The sequence below is a fragment of the Streptomyces silvisoli genome (genome assembly GCF_029269905.1).
Classification (GTDB): domain Bacteria; phylum Actinomycetota; class Actinomycetes; order Streptomycetales; family Streptomycetaceae; genus Streptantibioticus_A; species Streptantibioticus_A silvisoli_A.
Genome location: NZ_JARJBC010000010.1, coordinates 95,872 through 118,542, shown reverse-complemented (window position 1 = coordinate 118,542; position 22,671 = coordinate 95,872). Strand labels below are relative to the sequence as shown.

At 71.5% G+C, this 22,671-nt stretch carries 16 protein-coding genes and 1 pseudogene; 5 read left to right on the top strand and 12 right to left on the bottom strand.

Annotation, left to right across the window (positions count from 1 at the left end; all coding sequences use genetic code 11):
- The first annotated feature begins 60 nt into the window (after nucleotides 1–60).
- Nucleotides 61–1,386 carry a PspC domain-containing protein gene (locus P3G67_RS17945; protein ID WP_276094346.1) on the top strand — a complete coding sequence of 442 codons (1,326 nt, stop codon included), beginning with the start codon at nucleotides 61–63 and terminating at the stop codon, nucleotides 1,384–1,386.
- The gene (locus P3G67_RS17940) at nucleotides 1,370–1,594 is read left to right on the top strand and encodes a hypothetical protein (RefSeq protein WP_269853673.1); all 225 of its coding nucleotides are present in this window, start codon (nucleotides 1,370–1,372) and stop codon (nucleotides 1,592–1,594) included. Before P3G67_RS17945 ends, P3G67_RS17940 begins: the two co-directional genes overlap by 17 nt.
- On the opposite strand, the gene P3G67_RS17935 is transcribed toward P3G67_RS17940, so the two are convergent.
- The 4 genes from P3G67_RS17935 to guaA form a co-directional block, all read right to left on the bottom strand.
- Entirely contained in the window at nucleotides 1,557–2,066 is a 510-nt protein-coding gene (locus tag P3G67_RS17935) for a DoxX family protein (protein ID WP_269853674.1), read from the bottom strand. The two genes, P3G67_RS17940 and P3G67_RS17935, sit on opposite strands and share 38 nt — an antisense overlap.
- Before the next feature lie 135 nt (nucleotides 2,067–2,201).
- Nucleotides 2,202–2,996 (bottom strand): class II aldolase/adducin family protein, encoded by a 795-nt coding sequence (locus P3G67_RS17930; RefSeq protein WP_276094345.1) that lies wholly within the window; start codon nucleotides 2,994–2,996, stop codon nucleotides 2,202–2,204.
- Nucleotides 2,997–3,037: 41 nt separating this feature from the next.
- Complete coding sequence (locus P3G67_RS17925; protein ID WP_276094439.1) at nucleotides 3,038–3,634, bottom strand: Uma2 family endonuclease; 597 nt, start codon at nucleotides 3,632–3,634, stop codon at nucleotides 3,038–3,040.
- 122 nt (nucleotides 3,635–3,756) lie between these two features.
- Nucleotides 3,757–5,346: a glutamine-hydrolyzing GMP synthase gene (gene guaA, locus P3G67_RS17920; protein ID WP_276094344.1), complete on the bottom strand. Its 1,590-nt coding sequence runs from the start codon at nucleotides 5,344–5,346 to the stop codon at nucleotides 3,757–3,759.
- A gap of 306 nt (nucleotides 5,347–5,652) precedes the next feature.
- Between guaA and P3G67_RS17915 the strand changes: the two genes are divergently transcribed.
- Nucleotides 5,653–5,937, top strand: a complete 285-nt coding sequence (locus P3G67_RS17915; protein WP_276094343.1) for a chorismate mutase — start codon at nucleotides 5,653–5,655, stop codon at nucleotides 5,935–5,937.
- A gap of 743 nt (nucleotides 5,938–6,680) precedes the next feature.
- Nucleotides 6,681–7,676, top strand: coding sequence for an LAETG motif-containing sortase-dependent surface protein (locus tag P3G67_RS17910; RefSeq protein WP_276094342.1), 996 nt, complete (start codon nucleotides 6,681–6,683; stop codon nucleotides 7,674–7,676).
- A gap of 66 nt (nucleotides 7,677–7,742) precedes the next feature.
- Here the strand turns inward: P3G67_RS17910 and P3G67_RS17905 are convergent, their stop codons facing one another.
- The 8 genes and pseudogenes from P3G67_RS17905 to P3G67_RS17870 form a co-directional block, all read right to left on the bottom strand.
- A complete protein-coding gene (locus P3G67_RS17905) occupies nucleotides 7,743–9,509 on the bottom strand; it encodes a GMC family oxidoreductase (RefSeq protein WP_276094341.1) in 1,767 nt (588 codons plus the stop codon).
- Between the two features lie 72 nt (nucleotides 9,510–9,581).
- The gene (locus tag P3G67_RS17900) at nucleotides 9,582–11,213 is read right to left on the bottom strand and encodes a succinic semialdehyde dehydrogenase (RefSeq protein WP_276094340.1); all 1,632 of its coding nucleotides are present in this window, start codon (nucleotides 11,211–11,213) and stop codon (nucleotides 9,582–9,584) included.
- Nucleotides 11,214–11,379: 166 nt separating this feature from the next.
- Nucleotides 11,380–12,780, bottom strand: a complete 1,401-nt coding sequence (locus tag P3G67_RS17895; RefSeq protein ID WP_276094339.1) for a dihydrolipoyl dehydrogenase family protein — start codon at nucleotides 12,778–12,780, stop codon at nucleotides 11,380–11,382.
- A gap of 77 nt (nucleotides 12,781–12,857) precedes the next feature.
- On the bottom strand, nucleotides 12,858–13,820 hold the full coding sequence (locus tag P3G67_RS17890) for an alpha/beta fold hydrolase (protein WP_276094338.1): 963 nt from the start codon (nucleotides 13,818–13,820) through the stop codon (nucleotides 12,858–12,860).
- A gap of 165 nt (nucleotides 13,821–13,985) precedes the next feature.
- Nucleotides 13,986–15,920, bottom strand: coding sequence for a protein kinase (locus tag P3G67_RS17885; protein WP_276094337.1), 1,935 nt, complete (start codon nucleotides 15,918–15,920; stop codon nucleotides 13,986–13,988).
- Nucleotides 15,921–16,166: 246 nt separating this feature from the next.
- Nucleotides 16,167–17,381: pseudogene (locus P3G67_RS17880) on the bottom strand (serine/threonine-protein kinase); the annotation flags it as partial.
- A gap of 205 nt (nucleotides 17,382–17,586) precedes the next feature.
- On the bottom strand, nucleotides 17,587–19,392 hold the full coding sequence (locus P3G67_RS17875) for a serine/threonine-protein kinase (protein ID WP_276094336.1): 1,806 nt from the start codon (nucleotides 19,390–19,392) through the stop codon (nucleotides 17,587–17,589).
- Nucleotides 19,393–19,448: 56 nt separating this feature from the next.
- Nucleotides 19,449–21,155, bottom strand: a complete 1,707-nt coding sequence (locus P3G67_RS17870) for a glycerol-3-phosphate dehydrogenase/oxidase (protein WP_276094335.1) — start codon at nucleotides 21,153–21,155, stop codon at nucleotides 19,449–19,451.
- A gap of 223 nt (nucleotides 21,156–21,378) precedes the next feature.
- On the opposite strand from P3G67_RS17870, the gene P3G67_RS17865 reads away from it, so the two are divergent.
- Nucleotides 21,379–22,638, top strand: a complete 1,260-nt coding sequence (locus tag P3G67_RS17865) for a nucleotide sugar dehydrogenase (protein ID WP_276094334.1) — start codon at nucleotides 21,379–21,381, stop codon at nucleotides 22,636–22,638.
- Nucleotides 22,639–22,671 lie beyond the last annotated feature (33 nt).

The window sequence follows — 22,671 nt, the reverse complement described above, 5'->3', positions numbered from 1 at the left end:
GGTCGGACCAGGGGAGTCACCGATTCCGGCGGACCGCGGGCAACCCGCACCATAGGAGGCATGACAGACGAGGACCCGCGGGGTGAGGAACGCGTCACGCTGGGCAAACAGCTGCGCAAGGGGCTGGCCCGCAGCCGCCGCCAGAAGGTGGTCGGCGGTGTGTGCGGCGGCCTCGGCCAGTACTTCCGCATGGACCCGGTGATCTTCCGGGTGGTGCTCACCGTGCTCGCCCTGACCGGTGGCGTCGGTCTGATCGCGTACGGCATCGGGTGGCTGCTGATCCCGATGCGCGGTGAGGACGAGACCGAGCTGCACCGGCTGCTCTCCGGCCGGATCGAGGGGAGCGCGCTGACCGCGCTGCTGTTCACGCTCGTCGGCTCGGGGCTGTTCCTGTCCACCATGGACAACGGGAGCAGCCAGGCGTTCTCCATCTGCCTGGTGGCCGCGGTGGTCGGGGCGATCTACTGGTCCACCCAGCGACGGTCGGCGCTGGCCCGGGCCGGGGCGGACGGTGAGGGAACCGCCAGCGCCACGAACCAGGTGTCCGACGCGCCCCCGGCCGCGCAGCCGCCGCCCGCCGACGCCCCGTCGTGGTGGCGGGAGCACCGGGCCCACGCGTCCACCGGGTACCTGTGGGGTCCTGACGACTCGGACGAAGGGGCGCCGTACGAGAAGTGGTCGGCGCCGTTCACGAAGTCCCGGGAGCCGCGGGAACCCCGGACCGCCGGCGAGTACCGGCAGCGGCGCGAGCGGTCGGGGTTCGGCCTGGGGACCTTCTGTCTCGCCGTGCTCGCGGCGGGCGCCGGTACGGCGCTGTCCTGGCGGCACCACCCGCTGGGCACGGTCATGGAGATCGGCCTGGTCAGCGCGCTCGGCGTGTTCGGCCTGTGCCTGGTGCTCGGCGCCTTCCGGGGGCACCGGGCACGCGGCACCATCCTGTGGGCGGCGCTGAGCACCGTGCTGCTGGTGGGCGCGGCCTCGCTGCCGAAGTCCGTGGGCACCGACTGGCACCGGGAGACCTGGCGACCTACGGCCGCCGCGCAGCTGCGGCCCACCTACCAACTCGGCACGGGCCAGGGGACCTTGGACCTCACGGGCCTCAACCTCAAGGGCGGTAACGCCAGCACGACCGTGGACATCGGTGCCGGGCGACTGGAGGTACGGGTGCCGGAAGACGCGACGGTCAACGTGCACGCCAAGGTCGGCCTCGGCGACCTGCGACTGCCCGAGGCGCCCGGCTCACACCGGGTCGACCTACAGCCCCCCGGAATGGACCGTTCGGCGACGCTGGAACCGCCCGCGGGCACCAGGTCCGGCGGGACGATCACACTCAACCTGAAGGTCGGCGTGGGAGAGGCGGTGGTGCTGCGTGGCACCGGATCGTGAGCGGCGCTTCGAGCCGGCGACGCTGGTGGCGGGCCTGGTCTTCCTGGCCATCGCGGGCGGGTTCGGGCTGGCAGCGGCCGGATCCTGGCACCCCCGCCCCACAATGGCCCTGCCGGTGATGGGCCTCGGCCTGGTGCTGACCGGGCTGGTAAGGGCGGTGACGCGGTCGGTCAGGAGCCGCTCGCGGACTTCCGGCGGCGCGCGATGAGCGCGTCCAGCGACAGGTACGGCGCCCCGGCCAGCACCAGCGGCAACCACGCCATCAGGTACGGCAGATCGTTGCCGTAGTAGTACGGCGTGCTCGCCCAGCTCACCGTCAGCCACAGACTCAGCGAGATCAACGCACCGCCGAGCGCGGCCGGACGGGCCAGCAGACCGCACAACGTGCCCAGCCCGGCGGCGAGTTCACCGAAGGCGATGGCATGGCCGAACGCGTCCGGGTTCTTCAACGCCAGATCCACCATCGCCGGTATCGCCGCGCTGTCACGCACCGCGTGCAACGTGGCGACCAGCGAGCCCGGGGCGCCGGCGGAGAAGAAGGCGGGATGGGAGAGCTTGTCCAGCCCCGCGTAGACGAACGTCACGCCCAGGAAGACGCGCAGCGGCAGCAGCGCATGGCGGGCCGCGGCGGCCCGCCATCTCCCGTGGGACTCAAGCGCCGTCGCATGCGCACCACACATCGCGTCTCCGCCTCTCCGTCGGTTCCCACATCAGGTACGGGAGCCGGGCGGCTTCCGCTCAATACTGCGCGGGATTCCCGTGCCGACTTGTGGTGCGGACTCGTTGTGCGGGCCCGAGGCGCCTGGCGCGCGGCGTCAGTCGAGCAGGTCGGGCTCGCTGCGGGTGATCTGGTTGTACAGCGGCTGGTAGTTGATCCACGCCACGAGGTCGTTCCCGAGCTGTTCGCGGGTGCGCACCGCGTTCTCGTAGGAGATCGGCACCGGCTTGCCCGCCGCCTTCGCGGTGAGCTGCACCTGGCAGGAGCGTTCCATGGTGATGAACCACCACGCGGCGGCGTCCACCGAGTCGCCCACGGTCAACAGCCCGTGGTTGCGCAGGATCACCGCCTTGTGCGGGCCGAGCGCCGCCGCGATCCGGCGGCCCTCCTCCTCGTCCACGACCACGCCCGTGTAGTCGTCGAACAGGGTGTGGTCCTCGAAGAACGCGCAGACGTCCTGGGTGATCGGCTCCAGCAACTCACCGAGCGCGGACAGCGCCCGCCCGTAGGTGGAGTGGCTGTGGGCGGCGGCGATGACGTCCGGGCGCGCCTTGTGGACCTGTGAATGGATCGCGAACGCGGCCTGGTTGACGTGGTGGCGGCCCTCCACCACCTGACCGGAGTGGTTGACCAGGATCAGGTCGCTGACCGTGATGTGCTTGAAGGACATCCCGAACGGGTTGACCCAGAAGTGGTCGGTGAACTCCGGGTCCCGCGCGGTGATGTGTCCCGCGACGCCCTCTTCGAACCCGAACCGCCCGAAGAGCCGGAGCGCGGCGGCGAGCCGCTCCTTGCGGTACCGGCGCTCGTCCTCGACGTTGTCGAACGTCGGCGGAAGCGCGAACTGGAGTTGGTCCGTGGGTATGGGCTGCGGCGGCGTCTTCTCACTCATGAGGCGGAAGTTACCGCGAGGTACAGCACATGGCCAGGGTCTTACAGGTGGTCGATCTCGGTGAGGTCGATGTCGATGGTGAAGGGGACGCCGACCTTGAGGTGGTCGTGGTGGATGCCGGTGACGACGTAGGTCCTGGTGACCGCGTCCAGTTCGTAGACGTAGACCACCGGGAGGTCCTTCTCGCCCGTCATCTCCACCCGCCAGAAGTGCGGGATGCCCGCCTGCGCGTACTTGTGCGGCTTGGTGTCCCGGTCCCGCTCCTCCGAGTCCGGTGAGACGACCTCGACCGCGAGCACGACGTCCTTCGCCTCGTATCGGGTCTGCCGCCGCCCAGTGACCGCTTCGGCCTTCAGCACCAGCACATCGGGTTCGGGAGCGGTGCGGTTGCTCAGCACGATGGTCATCTCCCGCCGCACCCGCAGGTGCTCAGGGGCCGTCCGGCGCAGGCCCATGAGCAAGACCTCAACCGTCAACGCATGAAAATCCCGCTGCGGGCTCACGAAGACCAGGCTCCCGTCGATCAACTCGGTGTGCGGCGGGAGGTCGGGCAGCGTGAACAGGTCATCCACGGTGTAGCCATCACGCGGCGGTTCAGGCCACGACGAGGCGGTGGCGGGCAGCGGTTCGGCGGTCATGGTTCCTCCCATGGACGGGATCCTGCACCGTACGGACAGCGTACCGAGCGTGAACGACAGCGCCGCCACTCATACGTATGAGCGGCGGCACGAGTCGTTGACGCGTTCGAATGGGGGTCAGGTCACTCCCACTCGATGGTGCCCGGCGGCTTGCTGGTCACGTCCAGCACCACGCGGTTGATCTCGCGCACCTCGTTGGTGATCCGGGTGGAGATCTTCCCCAGGACGTCGTACGGCAGCCGCGACCAGTCAGCGGTCATCGCGTCCTCGGAGGACACCGGGCGCAGCACCACCGGGTGGCCGTAGGTGCGGCCGTCGCCCTGGACGCCGACCGAGCGCACATCGGCCAGCAGGACGACCGGGCACTGCCAGATCTCGCGGTCGAGACCGGCGGCGGTCAGCTCCTCACGGGCGATCGCGTCGGCCTCGCGCAGCAGGTCGAGGCGGTCGCGAGTGACCTCGCCGATGATCCGGATGCCCAGGCCGGGGCCGGGGAACGGCTGGCGCCAGACGATCTCGGACGGCAGGCCGAGCTCCTCGCCGACCTTGCGCACCTCGTCCTTGAACAGCTTGCGCAGCGGCTCGACCAGCCGGAACTGGAGGTCCTCCGGCAGGCCGCCGACGTTGTGGTGCGACTTGATGTTGGCGGTGCCGGTGCCGCCGCCGGACTCCACGACGTCCGGGTAGAGCGTGCCCTGGACCAGGAACTCCACGGCCTCGCCGTGCGCGCCCGCCTCGGCGACGATCTCGGAGGCGGCCTGTTCGAAGACCCGGATGAACTCCCGGCCGATGATCTTCCGCTTCTCCTCCGGGTCGGTCTTCCCGGCGAGCGCGTCGAGGAACCGCTCCTGTGCGTCGACCACCTTGAGCTCAACGCCGGTGGCGGCCACGAAGTCCTTCTCGACCTGCTCGGCCTCGCCCTTGCGCAGCAGGCCGTGGTCGACGAAGACACAGGTCAGCTGGGAGCCGACTGCCTTCTGCACCAGGGCCGCGGCGACCGCGGAGTCCACGCCGCCGGACAGACCGCAGATCACCCGCTTGTCGCCGACCTGCTCGCGGACCGCGGCGATCTGCTCCTCCACGACGTTGTGCGTGGTCCAGGTGGGCTCCAGGCCCGCGCCGCGGTAGAGGAAGTGCTCCAGCACCTGCTGGCCGTGCGTGGAGTGCATCACCTCGGGGTGGTACTGGACCCCGTACAGCCTGCGTTCGTCGTTTTCGAAGGCGGCGACCGGAACGCCGTCGGTGGAGGCGGTGACGGTGAAGCCCTCCGGCGCGGCGGAGCAGGCGTCACCGTGCGACATCCACACCGACTGCTCGGTGGGCGTGCCCTCGAACAGGGTGGAGTTGGCGCCGTGCCGGTTGACGTACAGCGGGGTGCGGCCGTACTCGCGGCGGCCGTTGTTGTCGACCGTGCCGCCGAGCGTGGTGGCCATCAACTGGAAGCCGTAGCACATGCCGAAGACCGGGACGCCCGCCTCGAACAGGGCGCGGTCGATGGAGGGCGCGCCCTCCTCGTACACCGACGACGGTCCGCCGGAGAGGATGATGGCCTTCGGGTTCTTGGCGAGCATCTCGCTGACCGGCATGGTGCTCGGCACGATCTCGCTGTAGACCCGGGCCTCACGGACGCGTCGGGCGATGAGCTGGGCGTACTGCGCGCCGAAGTCGACGACCAGGACGGTGTCGGCGGGAGCTGGGGTAGCTGATGCCACGGGCGGCCTTCCGGCGGTTGCTACAAGGGATCGATTCCCGATTCTACCGTTGCTACGAGAAACGCCTCCCGCTGCGGGTTCGCCACCCGGGCGCGGTGGGCGGCGGTCGTGCATAATGGCCGCCATGTTCAGCAGCACGCACTTCGTCTTTACCTATGGCACCGGCTGGTCCGGCTGCCATGGTCGTGCTGTCTGAACGAACCACAGACACCAACAGGCGCCCCGGACCGGTAGCGGTCCGGGGCGCCTGTCGTTTCCGTACCGTTCCGGAACCGTCGGGGCAGCGACCCGGGAGGTAGTACGGACATGAGCACGAGCACAGTGGACACCGGTGCGGGCAGCGCCGACGCGGCGTCGCTGATCAGCGACGCGCGGCAGCGGATCGACGATCTGGACCAGCGCATCATCGGCCTGCTGGCCGAGCGCGTCACGGTCTCGGAGCAGATCCAACGCGAGCGGATCGCCTCCGGCGGGCGGCGGGTGCACCTGTCTCGCGAGATGGAGGTCATCAACCGCTACAACGGGGAGCTGGGCAGGCAGGGCACCGCTTTGGCCATGACGGTCCTCGCCCTGTGCAGGGGGCAACTCTGAGGCCGCTTCGGGGTTTCCCCGCCCGCCCTCTTCTCAGAAGCGCCCCCGACCCGCGACAAGCCGTGCGCGACGCCGGGCGAAGGCCGAGGGGCGCGTGTGACGGTGGGAGGAAGGCGGGCGCGGCGGCGCGCGGACGGCGCACACGGGCGCACCCGGGAGGCACGCCGCGGAAGGCCGCGCCAGCAGCCTTCCGGACATCACCCGTACGGCGCGTGACCAGGCAGGTGGCGGTTCGTTGGACCCGGTGTCCGTTCCAGCCAGGTGCGGTCGGGAGTAGTGATTACCACGCGTGGAGACCGCCCAGACGCAGCTGGGTGGATTCACCGGGGCGATGAGGCGTGCCTGGTCGCACGTCGTGGGACCTCGCCCTGGTTAACAGGTGACCGGTCAGCAGGGGACAGCAGCCCGGTCGCCCGACTGAAAACAGGCGGTCGGTCCTGGGGACGCTTGGGGCCGACCGCTCTGCGAAGCGGCGAAGAAACGCTCCGCGAGGCGGTACGCGATGCACCCTACCGCAAGCGACCCGCTGTGACGTTGATCACCGAAAAACCAGCGCGGGTGTGGGCAACTGCCCGAATTCAATGGTTTGAGCCGTGCGCCGCACAGAAGCGTCTCTGTGGCGGCTGTGAAGACACCGGCCACACAACCTCCACACGGCTTTACGATCAGCGCCTGCCGCACCGCGAGCCGCCCCCCACCACCGCGACGGCCTCTCATCTTTTTCTGACCTAGAAGAGGTCTCAATGAAGCTTCGCCGCGCCTTGGCCGCGGTCGCCACGACCGCAGCCATCGCCCCCGCCGCGCTGCTGAGCGCACCGAGCGCGTTCGCCGCGGACGCCGCCGCGCCCGTCCCCAGCGCCGCCACGGGCACCCCCTCGGCCGCCCCCGCGCCGCCCGCCTCCGCCACCGCGTCGGCGGAAGCGCCCAGCCCGAACACCCCGGCCGCCCACACCGGCACCACGCCGAGCGTGCCGCCGACCGCCACGCCCAGCGCGCCCGGCGTCTGCGTCGTGCGGAACCCCGGGTACAAGGCCGCCGTCCGCACCGCGATCAGCGGGCTGCCCGGCAGGATCGCCCGGGGCAGCGGCTGGCACGGCTTCACGCTGTCGGTGGACAACCCGACGTCGACCAGCGTCACGCGGATCAACCTGTTCGCGGGCGTCGGCCCGGCCGCCAAGCAGGCCCAGGCGTTCGCCACCAGCCAGGTGGAGTTGCAGGCGTACCACCCGAAGACCAAGCAGTGGCTGGACGTCACAGACGGTTCCGGTCGCTCCGTCGGCTACTTCGGCTGGGGCATGCTGCCCGCCCGCACCCACTTCGACGTGCCGATGCGCATCGAGGTCAAGAAGAACGCCCCGATCGGCAACGGGCTGACCCTCGGCGCCGGGTTCTACCTCGACAAGCAGTACGACTGCGTGGCGGCCAGCGCCGCCGCCTACCGGATCCAGATCGTGGCGCCGGGCACCCGGACCACCGGTTCCGTGCCTCAGCCGCAGACCGGCGGCGAGGCCCCGGTCCCGGCCCCCAAGACCGCACCGGACAGCGCCCAGAAGGCAAGCGCCAACGAGGTCGTGCCCGCCTCGGCGACGTCCACCGACAGCGCGACCGGCGGCACGCTGGCGCACACCGGTGCGTCGTCCGCGCTGCCCGCGATCGCCGGAGCCGGTGCCGCCGCGGTGGTGCTCGGCGGCGGCGCGGTGTTCCTCGTACGGCGCCGCAAGGGCGGCTCCGCCGCCTGACGGCCGCGCAAGGCCGCACCAGCAGAACCCCGGGACCCGCGCCACGGCGCGGGTCCCGGTCGCGTCTCAGGCCCTCGGCGGCACCTTCGGCACCGGCAGCACCAGCGCCGCGAACGCGCCCTTGGGCACCGCCGGTCGCCGCGGCTCGACCGGCGAGACCCGCACATAGCCCTCGCCCTGCGCCGGACGCGGGTCGGGCTCGCCCTTGTTGGGCCACAGCGACATCGCGCGCTCGGCCTGTGCGGTGATGGTCAGCGAGGGGTTGACGCCCAGGTTCGCGGAGACCGCCGAGCCGTCCACCACATGGATGCCCGGATAACCGTGCAGCCGGTGGTACGGGTCGATCACGCCGTGTTCCGGATCCTCGCCGATCGGACAGCCGCCGAGGAAGTGCGCGGTCATCGGCACATCCATGATCTCGCCGACGCTGCTGCCCGCGAAGCCGTTGATCTGCTCGGCCAGCACCCGGGCCGCGTGCGCGCCTTCGGGTATGTACGTGGGGTTGGGCGTGCCATGTCCCTGACGGGCCGTCAACAACCCCTTGCCCAGCCCCTTGCGCTTCCGGTACGTGGTCAGGGAGTTGTCGTGGGTCTGCATCACCAGGCCGATGATGGTCCGCTCCGACCAGCGGCGGTTGGACAGCGAACGCGCCGTCAGCGTCGGGTGTTTGACGCTGTTGGCCAGATAGGACAACCAGCGCGGCAGGCGTCCGCCGTACGGCACCTGGAGCACGGACAGCGCGCCCATCGCGTTGGAACCCCTGCCGTAGCGGACGGGTTCGATGTGCGTGGTGTCGTTGGGGTGGATCGAGGAGGTGATGGCCACCCCCCGGGTGAAGTCCGCGCGCTCGCCGCCGTGTGCGGCGCGGTATCGGCGGTCGGTGGTCTGCGCGCCGACCAGCGCCTCGGAGTTGGTCCGGGTCAGCTCGCCCAACCTCGCGGACATCCGGGGCAGTTCACCGCGGTCGCGCATGGCGTGCAGCAGGGTCTGGGTGCCGTAGGTGCCCGCGGCCAGCACGACGTGCGGGGCGCGCAGCACCTTCGGGGCGGCCCTGCGCCGGCCGGTCGGTACGGTGGCGACCCGGTAGCCGCCGTGCTCGGGGTCCTCGGCCAGGCCGACCACGGTGGTCATGGGGTGGATGACGGCACCGGCCCTCTCGGCCAGGTAGAGGTAGTTCTCGGTGAGCATGTTCTTGGCGCCGTGCCGGCAGCCGGTCATGCACTCGCCGCACTCCACGCACGCCCGGCGGGACGGTCCGGCGCCGCCGAAGTACGGGTCGGGGACCTCGGTGCCCGGTGGCACCTTCGCCGATCCCCCGGCGTCCTCGCCGTCCCCGAAGAACACGCCGACCGGCGCCATGTGGAAGGTGTCCGCCACGCCCATCTCCTCGGCGGTGGCCTTCAGATGGACGTCGGAGGGGGTGAGCGTGGGGTTCAGCCGTACCCCCAGCATCTTCCTGGCCTGCTCGTAGTACGGCGCCAGTTCCTCCCGCCAGTCGGTGATGTGGCCCCACTGGCGGTCGGTGAAGAACGGCTCCGGCGGTACGTAGAGGGTGTTGGCGTAGTTCAGCGAGCCGCCGCCGACCCCGGCGCCCGCCAGCACCAGGACGCTGCCCAGCAGATGGATGCGCTGGATGCCGTAGAGGCCGAGGGCGGGCGCCCACAGGTAGTCGCGCACCGCCCACGAGGTCTTGGGCAACGTCTCCCGGGTAAACCTCCGCCCCGCCTCCAACACCCCCACCCGGTACCCCTTCTCCGTCAGCCGCAGGGCGGCCACGGATCCGCCGAACCCGGATCCGACCACGATCACGTCGTAGGGGTACTCCTGATCCACGCGAAGTCCTTTCGTCGAACGGCGGGTTGGGGGCCGCGAGCGGCGGTCCGGGGGCCGAAGACCCCCGGGGGATCAGCGGAAGTGCAGGCGCTTGAGCGCCTTCAGGCTGCGGGTCATGAAGGCCGCGTACGCCTCGTCGTTCATGCCGAACGAGGGGGCCATGGGCAGGATTCGCTGGGTGGCCACCGTCTGCGGCTCGGTGTACTTGAGGATGCCCTCGGAGCCGTGCCTGCGGCCCAGGCCGGAGTCCTTCATGCCGCCCATCGGGGACTGCACACTGCCGTACGCCGCCGCGTAGCCCTCGTTGACGTTGACCGTCCCGGCGCGCAGGCGCGCGGCGACCGCGCGGCCACGGCGGGCGTCCCTGGTCCAGACGCTGGCGTTGAGGCCGTACGGCGTGGCGTTGGCGCGGGCGATCGCGTCGTCCTCGTCGTCGAAACGGTAGACGGACACGACCGGGCCGAACGTCTCCTCGGTGCACACCGCCATCGGCGGCTGGACACCGTCCAGGATGGTCGGCTCGTAGAACAACGGGCCGATGTCGGGGCGGGCGCGACCGCCCGCGAGCACCGTGGCGCCCTTGCTGACCGCCTCCTCGACGTGCCGGGTGACCGTCTCCAACTGCCGCTGCCCGACCAGCGATCCCATGTCCGCGCCGTAGGCCAGCCCCTTGCCGAGGCGCAACGCGCGGGTGCGCGCGGCGAACCGCTCAAGGAACGGCTCGGCGACCGAGGAGTGCACGTACAACCGCTCGATGGATATGCACAGTTGTCCCGCCGAGGCGAAGCACGCGCGGACCGCGCCCTCGGCGGCCTTGTCGAGGTCGGCGTCGCGCAGCACCAACATGGCGTTCTTGCCGCCGAGTTCGAGCGAGCAGCCGATCAGCCGGGCCGCCGCGCGCTGGGCGACGTCGCGCCCGGTGCGGGTGGAGCCGGTGAAGGAGACGTAGTCGGCGTGCTCCACCACGGCCGGGCCGACCACCGGCCCCTCGCCGATCACCACCTGCCAGACGGCGGGCGGCAGTCCGGCCTCGATGAGCTGCTCGCGCGCCCACAGCGCGGTCAGCGCGGTTTCCGTGTCGGGCTTCATCACGACCGCGTTACCGGCCACGAAGGCGGGCAGCGCGTCGCCGACGGACAGCTCGAACGGGTAGTTCCAGGGCGCGATCTGGCCCACCACACCGCGTGGTTGGCGCAGCTCGCTGACCTTGGTGAGGGCGGGCACGACGCCGGTGTGCCGCTTCGGGCGCAGATAGGCGGGCGCCTTGCGGCCGTAGTGCCGGGCGGCGACGGCGACAGCCTGCACCTCCTCGTGGGCGTGCAGCCGGGACTTGCCGGTCTCCACCTGGATGAGGTCGAGCACCTCGGACTGCCGCCGCAGCACGAGGTCGTGGAAGCGCAGCAGCACGGCCGCGCGCTGCCGCACCGGTACGGCGGCCCAGGCTCGCTGCGCCTCGCGGGCCGCCTCGAAGGCGCCGGTGATGTCCTCGGGGCCCGACTCCGGCAGTTCGGCGAGCCGCTCGCCGGTGAAGGGGGTGTGGTTGGCGGTGCGGCCGCTGCCCGCGACACCCCGGGTGAGCCGGGTGACCAGTTCGGCGGTGACCACATCGCCCGGCCCGCGGGTGCCCTCGGGGGCGACCGGGTTGCCGGATGTCTGCTGAGGCGTCTGTTGAGGCTTCGCGGAAATCTCCTGCGCGTCCGTCATGCCACGCGAGGTTACGGCTCCCGCCGGGTTTTGTGTACCCGGCAGTAACCCGATTTTGCCTGCCGGGGTGCACGGGGCCTGCCTCCGGCAGACGGTCCCGCCGCGACGGCGAGCACGCCCCACGGCGGCCACGACGGTGTCCGGGCGAACCGCGACCCGCCCACAGCTACTTGATCTGGCGCAACGCGTCCCCGATCGCCCGGTGGAACGTCGGATACGCCCAGATCTGCTCCCGCAGTACCGCCAGTGGGACGCGAGCGTGCACGGCGACCGACAGGGCGCCCAACACCTCACCGCCGTACGGACCGGCGGTCGTGCCGCCGACCAGCACACCGCTGAGCATGTCCGCGACCAGCTTGACGAAGCCGTCGTTGCCGATCTGGTGGGTGGTGCCGCGGGCGCTTGTCGACAGGTCCACCAGCCCGGTGCGCACCGCCAGGCCCCGCTCACGGGCCTCCCACTCGGTCAGCCCGACCGCACCGATCTCCGGGTCGGTGAACGTCACCCGGGGTACCGCGTGGTAGGCGGCGGGTGGACCGCCCTCGCCCAGGATCCCGCGCACCACCACGTCCGCCTGGTACATCGACACATGGGTGTAGGCGCCCTTGCCGGTGACATCGCCCAGCGCCCAGATGCCGGGCCGTCCGCTGACGGGCGGCGCCACCCGCAGCCGCTCGTCGACCGGGAGCGCGGGCGCCTCGGCGTCCACGTCGACGGCGAGCGCGCCCACCTTCGCCAGATCGCTGCGCCGTCCCGTCGCCACCAGCAGCCGCTCGGCGACCAGCCGTTCACCGCGGTCGCAGTACAACGTGAAGCCGGCGCCCTCCTCGTAGTCGACCGCGCCGACCCGGGCGCTGGTGTGCACCTCGATGCCGTTGTCGGTGAGTACCTTCAGCAGCAACTCGTGCGCCTCCGGCTCCTCGCGCGGCAGCAGCCGCTGCATGCCCTCGACCACGGTGACCGCGGTGCCGAACCGGCAGAAGACCTGGCCGAGTTCGAGCCCGATCGACCCGCCGCCGATCACCAGCAGCGAACCCGGTACCTCCTCCACCCGAATCGCCTCCCGGTTGGTCCAGTACGGCGTCCTGGCCAGCCCCGGGATCGGCGGTACGGCGGGCTCGCTGCCGACCGCCAGCACCACCGCCTGCCGGGCCCGCACCGCGGTCTCGTTGCCGTCCACGTCCGCGACCGTCACCTCGTCCCTGGCGGTCAGCCGCCCGGTGCCGCGCAGGAACCGCACACCGCGACCGATCAGCCGTTCCACGGCGATCTTGTCGTCCCAGTCGGCGGTGGCCTTGCGTACCGCCCGGGTCACCGGCCGCCATTCCGGGTGCACCATCGCGGTGCCGGCGTGCCCGGTGATCCGCCGCCCCTCGGCCAGCAGCCCGGCCGAGCGCACCATGATCTTGGACGGAATACAGCCGTAGTACGGGCACTCGCCCCCCACAAGGCCCTCTTCCACCCCCACCACGTCGAGCCCCGCCTCGGCCAGCCGTCCGGCCGCCTCCTCCCCGCCGGGGCCGAGCCCCACGACGACGACATCGGCGGTGTCCGCGCGGACAGCCATGGGGTCCTCCTCGCGTACGGGATGCGAACGGTTGGAGTCTTCTTCCACGGTACGCGCGCCAGGGGCCGTATGCCCGGTTACGGACCGGTCCGCTCGGGTCCGGCGCCCGGGTACTCGACGGGGTGGCAGTACGGCAGGTCATCGATGGGGCGGTCGGTGCAGAAGCGCAACAGGAGGTCGGTGAACTCCTCGATGCGTTCCATGTGCACCAGATGGTCGGCGTCCCTGACCGTCAGGAAGGCGGCACCGGGGAGTTGCGCCGCCGTCTCCCGCCCCATCCGCGGAGTGGTGAGCGAGTCGTACTCGCCGGTGAAGACCAGGGCGGACAGCGGTGGCACCGGTTCCGGGCGGTACCACTCGTGATTCAGCAGGCGGACGTTGTGGTCCACCACCGCCATGCCGATCTGCCGCGGCGTCTGCGCCATGAACTGCTGGTGGAGCAGTCGGGCGATGGCCGCGTGCCGCCGGATCCGCCGGGCGCCGGACGGTGACATGAACCGCGCCACCAGCTGGCCGGCCATCTCCTCACGGCGGTCCTCGTCCAGCATCCGCAGCCAGCGCGGAACCGCCTCCGCGTACTCCCGGGGCACCCTGGTGGTCATGCCGGCGAGCATCAGCCGCCGCAGGGCGTCCGGGTAGTGCTGGGCGAAGCGCAGCGCGATGGCGCCGCCGAAGCAGGCCCCCATCAGGTTGACCTTGGCCATGCCCAGTTCGTACAGGGTGTGCCGCACCGCGGCGGCCAGGAAGTCGATGCCGTACCTGGTGGGCAGCGGCTCGGCGGCACCGTACCCGGGCAGGTCGAGGGTGACCACGGTGCACGCCTCGGCCAGCCGCTCCTCGTGCCGCGCCCAGGAGAACCGGTCCTGGGAGGATCCGCCGAGCAGTACCAGCGGCTCGGTGACCGCGGCGTCCTGCCACACCACCCGGCACAGGTAGCCGAACCCGTCGAAGGAGAGCCGGTGTTCCGTCACGTCACACGGCGCCCGTTCCGCCGGGCGGGCGGGCGGCAGGCGTAGCGGTGCCGTCGTTTCGGTGGACATGCGGGACTCCCCAACTCGCCGGGTGGACAGCGGACTTGGAGCCGTTCGGCCGGACTGCCGGTGCCAACCGGGGCGCCGACGGCAACCCGGGATGTGTACCACCGCCGGCCGTCCCGCCCGGCGACGTTCACCCGTTGGAGGGCGCGCCGTTCGGATCCGCGCCGGTCAGCCGTTCGCGCGGAAGGTGAGCGTCGCCTTGTCGAAGTACTCGGAGATCACCGAGCGTTGGTCGTCGGGTCCGGTGAGCAGGACGATGTCGTACCGGCCACCGCGCGCGACCGCCATGTCGCGACCGTAGACCTGGTTGCCGGAGTCGGGGTCGCGCCAGGTGAACTCGCCCTCCGCGGCGGCCGCCCCGCCCGCGTCCAGGCGCTTGAGCCCGGCGGCCGAGGACCATGCGCTGGACCGGAACGGCGCCAACTCCGGTTCCCTGTCCAGGTAGGCGAGCGGGTCGGCGCCGTAGTCGGCCGTGCTGTCCCGGCCCACCACGACGACCAGCTGCATCATGTCGCCGCCGCTGGAGAAGACGGTCTCGCCGTTGGGGCCGGCGGCCCTGGTCCAGCCGTTGTGCACCGCGATCGAGAACCCCGCCGGGTCGCCGCGTACGGTGAAGTCCGATCCCAGCGACGGGGCTTGCTGGGTGGAGTGGTCGGTGGGCGTCGGAGCGTCCTGCGAGGCGGGCTCCGTCCGCCCCGCCGTCACGCCTCCGGAGACCTGCGCGGGCAGCGAGCGGCTGGAGGCGCCGCCCGCGCCCTTGGGCATGAACAGCACCGCGTACAGCACCAGCGCGGCCAGCAGCAGGAGGACCAGGCCGACCAGCAGCAGCCCCATCCGGTGCGGCGCCCTTGCGGCGGTCTGACTCAACTGTCCAGTGCGGCGCCGCACTTCGACCGTCTCACCGGCCGCGCCCGCCGGGGCGGGCCGCTGGCCGCGGCTGCGCGCGTGCCGGCCGTGTTGCGGGGCCGCGGCCATCGCGTCGCCGCCCGTGCGGCGACGTCTGCGCAGCCGGACCAGCTCGCCCCTGCGGCGCACCACGGGCAGCTTGTGCGGGTCGCCCGGACCGGCCGGCACCTGAACCATGCGGGCGCCGATGTCCGGCTCGGGCGCGGAGCGGACCAACGAGCGCAGCCAGCCGCTCAGTTCCTCGAACTCCGGCCGCTCGGTGGGGTCCTGGCGCAGCAGCGACTCCACGACCGGACGCAGCGGGCCGCAGTCCTCGGCGTGCGCGGGTGGCTCGGCGCAGACCAGGTCGACCAGTTCGGCCGCGCTCTCCTCGGGGAACGGCGGATGCCCCTGAACACAGCGGAACAGCAGCGCGCCGAGCGCCCACAGGTCGGCCGCCGGGCCGACGGGCGGCGCCAACTGCCAGTTCTGGTGCACCGGACCGGCCTGCTCCGGTGCCCAGCGCTCGGTGACCGGGCCGATCACGGTGATCCTGGCCTGCCGGGCGCGCTCCAGGGCCAGCGCGGAGTCCGGGCCGCCCCAACCGCCGCGCTCGGCGCGGTCGTCGCCGCCCGCGCCGGCCAGCACCTCGCGCGGCACCGGGTCGTAGCCGCACAGCGCCTCCTGGGCGGCGCCGAAGGCCAGTCCGTCCAGCATCGCCCGGCCGTCCTCGCAGACCAGCACGGTGCGGGCGGTGATGTTGCGGTGCGCCCAGCCGCGCGCGTGCAGTGCGCGCAGCGCGCCCAGCAGGTCGGCGGCGACCTCGGCGGCCCGGTACGGGGACAGCCGCCGGTCGGCCAGCAGCGAGGCGATCGGGCGGGCCGGGACCAGTTCGGAGACCACCCACAGGCTGCCGTCCTCCACCAGGACGTCGAAGACCTGGACCAGCGCGGGATGGTCCGGCACCGCGGCGGCGGCCCTGGCGGCTTCGAGAGCGCGGCCCGCGCTGTCCCCCGCACCGTTGTGCGCGGCGTCCGGCGCCGTCTCGTCGCCGACCACCTCGGCGTGCACGACCTCGGGCAGCAGCAACTGCCGTACCAGCACTTCCTGTCCGCTGTACGTGTCGAAGGCGCGGGTCTCCACCAGCTCGAACTCGTCGGCCGGCGGCCGGGGCAGCCGGTAGCGGCCCGCCAGCACCCGCCCGGCGTACTCGTCCACGGCTCCTCCCCATGAGCGTCGCATGAACGCGGTAGCACGGCTTTCGGTCAGGCGGCCGCACGGCACGGTGACGTCCGGCTGCCGGATGTTCGGTTTCTGGGCAGACGGCTTTCGGCCAAGCCGTCTTCGGTCAACCTCGGTCGGCGACGGACAGTCTGAGCCTTTTTACGATACGTGCTCATGGCCGGTCGGTTGACCGGTTTGAACGTGTTGAAGAAGGTCCGCCATGCGGTCGTCGGGCATACCGGACGCGTGTGAGGCGCCGGGCCGCTGACCGGACACGGCGCCGTCGGCGCGGTCGGCGGCGAAGGCCGTGCCGATGATGGCGCCCAGCACGGCGAGCACCACCACCGTCACCACTATCACCAGGGTGCGGCGCGGCACGACGTCGCTGAGCGGTGCGCGGGCCGGGGGGAAGCCGGAGGTGCGGGTGGGAGAGAACGGCGAGGTGACCGCGACCGGCTTCAACTTCGGCTCGGGGTCGGACTTCGCGGTGGCGGCGTTGGTCAACGCCCGCAGCGCGCCCAGCATCTTCTCCTGCTGGAACGACAGCGGCCGGGCGTCGGTCGGGGTGGGCTGCGGATCGGCCGGGATCGCCATCATGCGGGTCTCCTCGGCGTCCGGCGCCTCCGGGGCGTTGACCGCCTCCTTCAGCAACTCCCTTACGCCCGGCTCATCGAGGCGCTTCACCGGGTCCTTGATCAGCAGACCGTGGATGGCGTCCGCCAGCGGTCCGGTGACCTTCGGCGGATCGACGGGCTCGGTCATCACGGCGGTGAGCGTGGCGATCGCCGAGCCCTTGTCGTACGGCGGGCGGCCCTCGACCACCGCGTACAGCAGCGCGCCCAGCGACCACAGGTCGGACGGCGGTCCCGGCTTCTGGCCACGGGCCCGTTCGGGAGATATGTAGGACGGCGCGCCCACCAGCATGCCGGTCGAGGTCACCGACGGGTCGCCCTCGACCTGTGCGATGCCGAAGTCGGTGAGCACCACCCGCCCGTCGTCCGCGATCAGCACGTTGGACGGCTTCACGTCACGGTGCAGGATGCCCTCGCGGTGCGCCGCGCGCAGCACGTCGAGGACGGCGAGGCCGACCTCGGCCGCGCGTCTGGGTGGCAGCGGCCCGTCGGCGCGGATCGCGTCGGACAGCGAGCGGCCCTCGACCAGCTCCATCACGATCCACGGCCGCCTGTCCTCCTCGACCACGTCGAAGACGGTCACCGCGCCGTTCGCCCGGATCCGGGCGGTCGCCTTGGCCTCGCGCAGGGTGCGGGTGATCAGGCGGCGCTTCTCGTCGTCGTCGACGTTGCCGGGGAACCGCAGCTCCTTCACCGCGACGGTACGGCCCAGGGTCTCGTCGACCGCCCGCCACACCGTGCCCATACCGCCTTTGCCAAGGACCTCGCCGAGGCGGTAGCGGTCGGCGAGGAGACGGCCGGTGGTGCCTTGCGCCTGGGTCATCAACGTCCTCTGCAGATCGATATGACGGTGCATCGGGCGGCGCACGGGTCGACACGGGGTCGATGCGACTGCCCCATCACATCATCCCCTGTGGGTAGGACATCGGTACGCCTGCCCCCGGTTCCGGAACCGAGTGCTCATACTTCGACCGGTATACGCCGGTACTTCGACCGGTAAATGTCATCGCAGATGAGCGAGACCGGTCTCAGCCGCGCGGCTGGAAGGTCTTCACCGCGTTGTCGAAGGCCGGAAGCCGCTGCTGCCACTCGGAGTCCGGTGCCGAGAGGTAGATCGCGTACTCCGTGCCGCCCTCCTTGCCGAAGCCCAGGTCAATGGCGTGGTAGGTGCGGACCTTGCCGTTCCATTTCCACTCCCAGATCGCGGCCGGCACCTGCTGGCCGTTGATCTGCGCCTGGGTGGAGTTCATCCGAAGGGGGCTGTAGCCGTTGTTGTCGCCCTTCAACGTGACCTCCAGATCTCGGAAGTGCTGCAACGGACTCGGCCCGGCGTAGTCCTCGATGCTCACCAGCAGGTCGCACTTGCTCTGGGTGTCCACATAGTGGATGTTGCGGCCGTCCGAGTTCACCTGACGGGTCCAGCCGTTGGGCACCGCCATGGTGAAGCCCGCCGGGTCGTCGACCACATGGTAGCCGGGCGGCGCGGTCGGCGCGGGTCCCGTCGAGGGCCCCCCGGACGCTCCGCCGCCGGCCGTCTGCTTGACGTCCGACCCCCCGCCGTTCCGGGTCAGCAGCAGCCCGCCGGCAGCGACCGCGGCCACCACGACGACGGTGGCGGCACACCAGACGGCCACCCGCTTGCCGCGTCCGGTGCGGGGGGCGTCGTGCCGTGCGGGGTCGGCGGGGCGGGGCGCGGGTTGGGCGGACGCCGGGGCGGCGGCGGTCGGGGTGTGGACCTGTGCGGTTGGGTCCTCGGCGGACCGCTCGCCGTAGAGGTCACCGGTGTCCTGGGGGCGCTGGGTGCCCTGCGGGAGCTGGGTGACTTGTGGGTCCTGGGAGCCCTGCGGGTCCTGGGGGTCCGGTTCGGTGCGCTGCTCGGGGACGGCGGCGGGGGCGGCGGCGCGCTGGCCGACCACGGCGGTCGGCTGGTCGTCGGTGGCCTCGCGCAGCGCCCACGACGGGGTCGGCCGGGGGGCGCGGGTGGCGACCGTCTCCACGGAGGCGACCAGCAGTCGCTCGGCCTCCTCGGCGGTCATCCGCTTGTCGGGGTCCTTCTCCAGCAGCGACTCGATGACCGAGGTGAGCGGGCCCGCCCGGCGCGGGGTGGGCACCGGCTCGGAGGCGATGGCGTACGCGGTCTCGATCGGGGTGTCCCGGCGGAACGGCGCCACGCCCTCCACCGACTGGTACAGCGTCGCTCCCAGCGCCCACAGGTCGCAGGCCGGGCCGCCGGTGCCGCCGGTTATTCGCTCCGGCGCCAGGTAGTCGAAGGAGCCGATCAGCTCTCCGGTGCGGGTGAGGGTGGAGGTGCCGGTCGCGGAGGCGATACCGAAGTCGGTGAGCACCACGCGTCCACCCGGCCAACTCCCGCCGCCCTCCGGGCCCTCGGCGCTCAACAGCACGTTGGCGGGCTTGACATCACGGTGCAGCACTCCGGCGCGGTGTGCCGCGCGCAGCGCGGCGACCATGCCGCGGCCGATCCGCGCGGCCTCACGCGGCGTCACCGGACCGTCCTTCTTCAGTACGTCACCGAGTGTCCTGGACGGCACGTACTCCATCACGATGCACGGCAGGCCCTCGTCCTCGACCACGTCGTGCACCACGACCACGTTGGGGTGGGTGATCCGGGCGGCGCTGCGGGCCTCCCTGCGGGTGCGCTCGTAGAGCGTCTCCCGCTCGTCATCGTGCAACTGCGGTGGTACGCGCAGCTTCTTGACGGCGACCTGACGGCCGAGCAGTTCGTCCTCGGACCTCCAGACGGTGCCCATGCCGCCCCGGCCTATCAGCTCGACCAGCCGGTACCGCCCGGCCACCAGCCGCCCCTGATCGGACACTCTCCACCCCTCTCACTCCCCGTCACGCCTGAGATCCCGGTGGCCGCACGGTTTTTCTAGAGGGGCACGATATCTGGCGCACCCAAGCGAGCAGCGTCCGCGGTCAGATCGTCGGGTTGGCGTTGCGATTCACGTTCTGCCTCGACCCGCTTCTCGTAGTGCGTCACCTCCCTCTCCAGGTGTTCCTGGTCCCAACCCAGCACCGGTGCCACGAGTTCAGCCACCTCACGGGCGCTCAGAGTCCCGCGGTCGAAGGTCTCGATGGAGATCCTCGTACGGCGGGTGAGCACGTCGTCGAGATGCCGCGCGCCCTCGTGCGAGGCGGCGTACACCACCTCGGCCCGCAGGTAGTCGTCGGCCGCGGCGAGTGGCTCACCCAGCGTTGGGTCCGCGGCGATCAGATCCAACAGCTCGGTAATCAACGATCCATAACGATTCAATAGATGCTCGATCCTGGCCACATGCAGCCCCGCCTCGGCGGCGATCCGCGCCCGCGCGTTCCACACCGCGTGGTAGCCGTCCGCCCCGGCCAACGGCACCTCGTCGGTGCAGCACCGCGCGACCCCGCGGTCCAGTCCGTGCACCGCCGCGTCCACCGCGTCCTTGGCCATCACCCGGTACGTCGTGTACTTGCCGCCCGCCACAACGACCAGGCCCGGTACGGGATGAGCCACGATGTGCTCGCGCGACAGCTGGCTGGTCGCCTCCGACTCCCCGGCCAGCAGCGGGCGCAGTCCGGCGTACACCCCCTGCACGTCGTCACGGCTGAGCGGCACCGCGAGCACCGAGTTGACGTGCTCCAGCAGGTAGTCGATGTCGGCGCTGGACGCGGCCGGATGCGCCTTGTCCAGGTCCCAGTCGGTGTCGGTGGTGCCGACGATCCAGTGCCGCCCCCACGGGATCACGAACAGCACGCTCTTCTCGGTACGCAGGATCAACCCTGTCGTCGAATGGATCCGGTCCCTGGGTACGACCAGGTGGATGCCCTTGGACGCCCTGACATGGAACTGCCCCCTCTCCCCCACGAGTGCCTGCGTCTCGTCCGTCCACACCCCGGTCGCGTTGACGACCTGACGGGCCAGTACCTCGTACTCCCCGCCCTGTTCGACATCCTGCACCCTGGCACCGACAACGCGTTCCCCCTCGCGGAGGAACCCCACCACCCGGGCCCGGTTGGCGGCCAACGCGCCGTAGGAGGCGGCGGTGCGCACCAGGGTGGCCACATAACGGGCGTCGTCCATCTGGGCGTCGTAGTACTGCAGCGCGCCGACCAGCGCGTCCTTGCGCAGGCACGGCGCGACCCGCAGCGCCTTGCGCCGCGTCAGATGCCGGTGGCCGGGCAGGCCGCGGCTGTGCCCGGAGGACAGGCCCATGGCGTCGTACAGCGCGACCCCGCTTCCGGCGTACAGCCGCTCCCAGCCGTGGTGCGTCAACGGGTAGAGGAACGGCACCGGTTTGACCAGGTGCGGCGCCAGCCGCTGGGTGAGCAGCCCGCGTTCCTTGAGCGCCTCGCGCACCAGTGCGAAGTCCAGCATCTCCAGGTAGCGCAGCCCGCCGTGGATCAGCTTGCTGGACCGGCTGGACGTGCCCGACGCCCAGTCACGCGCCTCCACCACCCCGGTGAGCAGGCCGCGGGTCGCCGCGTCCAGCGCGGTCCCGGCGCCCACCACGCCGCCGCCGACGACCAGCACGTCGAGTTCCTGCTCGGCCATCCGGGCCAACGCCTCGCCACGCTGCTGCGGCCCCAGTAGTGCGGTCTTCACTGTGCCTCCCGTTGCGGACGCCCACGCTCCCCGTGGTTTCGATGGTGACCGGCATCAGAGGCGTCGGCCAGTCCGAAACCGCCTCGCGATGGTCGATACGGGCCATGGATCGCGCCACACTCCGCCACGCACAGCGTTCAATACTAAATTTCAGTCATATGTCCGCTTAACCTTAAATGCGCCATTCGGCACAACCAGACCTCCGGGAGAGGACTGAACCACCGTGCCCGCAGACCTCGCCGTCCTCGGCCTCCATCACTTCGGCCTTCCGCTCGCCCAGGCCGCGGCGGCCAGCGGCCTCGGCGTCATCGGCTATGACACCGACCGCGCCGTCGTCGACGGACTGAACGCCGGGCGCTCCCCGGTCGACGGGCTGAACGCCGCGGCGGTGCGCCGGATGCTCGCCGCCGGATTCCGCGCCACGGACGACCCCGCGGCGCTCGGCCGGGCCCGTACCGCGGTCATCTGCGCGCCGACACCGCTGGGCGAGGACCGCGCGCTCGACCTGTCGGCGGTCACCGAGGCCGCCCGCACCCTCGCCGCCCAGTTGCGACCCCACACCACCGTGATCCTGGAATCGACCGTCTACCCGGGCACCACCGAGGAGTTCCTGCGCGGCGTCCTCGAAGACGGCTCCGGGCTGCGCGCCGGACGCGACTTCCATCTGGCCTACTCCCCCAACCGGCTGGACCCGGGCAACCGAGTGCACGGCATCGCCAACACGCCCAAGGTCATCGGCGGGCTGACGTCCGCCTGTACGGAGGCCGCCGCCGCCTTCTACGGACGGCTCACCGAACGCGTGGTGCGCACCCGCGGACTACGCGAGGCCGAGGCGGTCAAGCTGCTGGAGACCAACTACCGGCAGGTCAACATCGCGCTCGTCAACGAGATGGCGGTCTTCTGCCATGACGCGGGGATCGACCTGTGGGACGTGATCCGCTGCGCGGAGACCAAGCCGTTCGGCTTCCAGGCGTTCCGGCCGGGCCCCGGCGTAGGCGGCCACGGCGTGGCGCTCGACCCCAACTACCTCGCGTACAAGGGCCGGACGCTGGGATACCCGCTGCGCATGGTGGAACTCGCGCAGGAGGTCAACGGGCGTATGCCGCGCTATGTCGTACAGCGCTGCGCCACCCTGCTCAACGAGCACGGCAAGTCGGTGCGCGGCGCCAGGGTGCTGCTGCTCGGCGTCACCTACAAGGCCGACCTGGCCGACCAGGAGGGCGCCCCCGCACGGGAGGTCGGCTCCCGGTTGATCGACCTGGGGGCGGCACTGAGCTACCACGATCCCTATGTGCCGGAGTGGCGCGTGATGGACCGTCCGGTGCCACGCGCCGACTCGCTGTGGGAGGCCGCCGCGGAGGCCGACCTCACCGTGCTGCTCCAGCACCACCGCACCTACGACCTGCAAGGGCTGGCGGTCAAGGCGCAGTTGCTGCTCGACACCCGGGGCGCGACTCCGGCGTGCGCCGCAGCCCGACTGTGAACGTTTTCGGTCAGTTCCGGCGCCGGGCGAACG

What these genes read in the sequence shown, in the direction of transcription:
- P3G67_RS17890 (WP_276094338.1), bottom strand. Translation starts at nt 13,820, where the DNA reads ATGTCCACCGAAACGACGGCACCGCTACGCCTGCCGCCCGCCCGCCCG.
- P3G67_RS17935 (WP_269853674.1), bottom strand. Translation starts at nt 2,066, where the DNA reads ATGTGTGGTGCGCATGCGACGGCGCTTGAGTCCCACGGGAGATGGCGG.
- P3G67_RS17910 (WP_276094342.1), top strand. Translation starts at nt 6,681, where the DNA reads ATGAAGCTTCGCCGCGCCTTGGCCGCGGTCGCCACGACCGCAGCCATC.
- P3G67_RS17900 (WP_276094340.1), bottom strand. Translation starts at nt 11,213, where the DNA reads ATGACGGACGCGCAGGAGATTTCCGCGAAGCCTCAACAGACGCCTCAG.
- P3G67_RS17925 (WP_276094439.1), bottom strand. Translation starts at nt 3,634, where the DNA reads ATGACCGCCGAACCGCTGCCCGCCACCGCCTCGTCGTGGCCTGAACCG.
- P3G67_RS17915 (WP_276094343.1), top strand. Translation starts at nt 5,653, where the DNA reads ATGAGCACGAGCACAGTGGACACCGGTGCGGGCAGCGCCGACGCGGCG.
- P3G67_RS17945 (WP_276094346.1), top strand. Translation starts at nt 61, where the DNA reads ATGACAGACGAGGACCCGCGGGGTGAGGAACGCGTCACGCTGGGCAAA.
- P3G67_RS17895 (WP_276094339.1), bottom strand. Translation starts at nt 12,780, where the DNA reads ATGGCTGTCCGCGCGGACACCGCCGATGTCGTCGTCGTGGGGCTCGGC.
- P3G67_RS17930 (WP_276094345.1), bottom strand. Translation starts at nt 2,996, where the DNA reads ATGAGTGAGAAGACGCCGCCGCAGCCCATACCCACGGACCAACTCCAG.